We start from the raw sequence: 3,206 nt of genomic DNA, 5'->3' as shown, positions 1-3,206 counted from the left end.
TGACGAAGGGTTTTTAAAGAAAGGCGACGACATACTCTCCCACATAACTGCAGTACCATCTGCGCAGGCGGGCTTAACTACTCTGTTCGGGATGGGAAGAGGTGAGCCCCGCCGCAATAACCACCTTAAGAGGTTATAATTGCTTTGGACAATTATCATTTGCAAGATCTGGAACTAAATTCCATAAATTACAAACCAATATCTTAACATACTGAGATAAAGAAAAATAAATTGTTTGTCCTACTCATTCTGGATGAATCTAGGATCTAGAAAGTTTCTTCTCCCCCGGCCGAGGCTGGGGGAGAAAAGCGTACATAAGCTTACGGGTTATTAGTACTACTCGACTATGACATTACTGCCTTTACATCTATAGCCTATCAACGTGGTCATCTCCCACGACCCTTAAAAGAAATCTCATCTTGTGGTGGGTTTCGCGCTTATATGCTTTCAGCGCTTATCCCTTCCAAACGTAGCTACTCTGCCATGCCACTGGCGTGACAACAGATACACTAGAGGTTTGTCCAATTCGGTCCTCTCGTACTAGAATCAGATCCACTCAAATTTCTTGCGCCCACAGTAGATAGAGACCGAACTGTCTCACGACGTTCTGAACCCAGCTCGCGTGCCACTTTAATGGGCGAACAGCCCAACCCTTGGGACCTTCTCCAGCCCCAGGATGTGACGAGCCGACATCGAGGTGCCAAACCCCCCCGTCGATATGAGCTCTTGGGGGAGATCAGCCTGTTATCCCCGGCGTACCTTTTATCCTTTGAGCGATGGCCCTTCCATGCGGAACCACCGGATCACTATGCTCTACTTTCGTACCTGATCGACCTGTATGTCTCTCAGTCAAGCTCCCTTATGCCATTGCACTCTACGCACGGTTACCAAGCGTACTGAGGGAACCTTTAGAAGCCTCCGTTACTCTTTTGGAGGCGACCACCCCAGTCAAACTACCCACCAAGCAATGTCCCCCACAATTGCGGGGTTAGGCCTCAGATAAACAAAGGGTTGTATTTCAACAATGACTAACCTACGCCTAGCGACGCAGGATCGAAGTCTCCAACCTATCCTACACATCATTTATCCAAGGTCAATACTAAGCTATAGTAAAGGTGCACAGGGTCTTTTCGTCCCACTGCGGGTAAGCGGCATCTTCACCGCTACTACAATTTCACCGAGCTCATGGCTGAGACAGTGTCCAGATCGTTACACCATTCGTGCAGGTCGGAACTTACCCGACAAGGAATTTCGCTACCTTAGGACCGTTATAGTTACGGCCGCCGTTTACTGGGGCTTCATTTCAATGCTTCTCCATTACTGAATGACATCTCCACTTAACCTTCCAGCACCGGGCAGGTGTCAGGCCCTATACTTCATCTTACGATTTTGCAGAGCCCTGTGTTTTTGATAAACAGTCGCCTGGACCTCTTCACTGCGGCCAGCATTGCTGCTGGCGACCCTTCTCCCGAAGTTACGGGTCTATTTTGCCTAATTCCTTAGCCATGAATCTCTCGAGCACCTTAGAATTCTCTTCTCGACTACCTGTGTCGGTTTGCGGTACGGGTACTTATTACCTGAAGTTTAGAGGTTTTTCTTGGAAGCCCTTAGGCGCACTATCTCTTCTACCGAAGTATCCGAGTACTATCGTATTTCCCCAAGATCCGTGGATTTGCCTGCGGATCCTATAGGTAGGTACTTCAACGAACTATTCCGTCAGTTCGCGGCGCTTTCATCACTCCGTCACCCCATCACAGTAATAACTAGTACGGGAATATTAACCCGTTGTCCATCGACTGTCCCTTTCGGGTTCGCCTTAGGTCCCGACTAACCCACAGCTGATTAGCATAGCTGTGGAAACCTTAGTCTTTCGGTGTGCGGGTTTCTCGCCCGCATTATCGTTACTTATGCCTACATTTTCTTTTCTATAACGTCCAGCAAGCCTTACGACTCACCTTCAACCGCGATAGAATGCTCCCCTACCACTCCGTAAATAAATACGAAATCCATAGCTTCGGTAATACGCTTATGCCCGATTATTATCCATGCTCGTCCGCTCGACTAGTGAGCTGTTACGCACTCTTTAAATGAATGGCTGCTTCCAAGCCAACATCCTAGCTGTCTAGGCAGACAAACCTCGTTCTTTCAACTTAGCGTATATTTGGGGACCTTAGCTGATGGTCTGGGTTCTTTCCCTCTCGGACTTGGACCTTAGCACCCAAGCCCTCACTGCACGGAAACATTATATAGCATTCGGAGTTTGTCAGGAATTGGTAGGCGGTGAAGCCCCCGCATCCAATCAGTAGCTCTACCTCTATATAACTTTGCGCCGTGCGCTGCACCTAAATGCATTTCGGGGAGTACGAGCTATTTCCGAGTTTGATTGGCCTTTCACCCCTACCCACAGATCATCCCAAGACTTTTCAACGTCAACGGGTTCGGTCCTCCACTGTGTGTTACCACAGCTTCAACCTGTCCATGGGTAGATCACACGGTTTCGCGTCTAACACTACTGACTAAAGCGCCCTATTCAGACTCGCTTTCGCTACGGATCCGTGGCTTAACCACTTATCCTTGCCAGCAACGTTAACTCGTAGGCTCATTATGCAAAAGGCACGCCGTCACCCCACTAAAGGGCTCCGACCGCTTGTAAGCGTATGGTTTCAGGATCTATTTCACTCCGTTATTCACGGTTCTTTTCACCTTTCCCTCACGGTACTGGTTCACTATCGGTCTCTCAGGAGTATTTAGCCTTAGCGGATGGTCCCGCCAAATTCAGACAGGATTTCTCGTGTCCCGCCCTACTCAGGATACCACTATCTATTATACTTATTACTTATACAGGGCTATCACCTTCTATGGCTCTACTTTCCAGTAGATTCTAATTCTTTGTACATAAAATATCGTGGTCCTACAACCCCAATAATGCCGTAACATCATTGGTTTGGGCTAATCCGCGTTCGCTCGCCACTACTTACGGAATCACTTTTGTTTTCTTCTCCTCCGCCTACTTAGATGTTTCAGTTCAGCGGGTTTGCCCACCCGTAGGTGTACTATGTCTTCAACATAGTGGGTTGCCCCATTCAGGTATCTACGGATCAATCGATGTGTGCTCGTCCCCGTAGCTTTTCGCAGCTTATCACGCCTTTCATCGCCTCTGAGAGCCAAGGCATCCCCCATACGCCCTTATTTTGCTTATTGTACTC

At 48.3% G+C, this 3,206-nt stretch carries 2 rRNA genes; both read right to left on the bottom strand.

Annotation, left to right across the window (positions count from 1 at the left end):
* Positions 1 to 18: 18 nt before the first annotated feature.
* Positions 19 to 128, bottom strand: a 5S ribosomal RNA gene (rrf, locus tag BUA99_RS14575).
* A gap of 182 nt (positions 129 to 310) precedes the next feature.
* Positions 311 to 3,201, bottom strand: a 23S ribosomal RNA gene (locus tag BUA99_RS14570).
* Positions 3,202 to 3,206: the final 5 nt, after the last annotated feature.

The sequence above is a fragment of the Flavobacterium segetis genome (assembly GCF_900129575.1).
Classification (GTDB): Bacteria; Bacteroidota; Bacteroidia; order Flavobacteriales; family Flavobacteriaceae; genus Flavobacterium; species Flavobacterium segetis.
The sequence above is the reverse complement of the archived record's forward strand: the minus strand, read 5'-3'. Positions and strand labels throughout refer to the sequence as shown.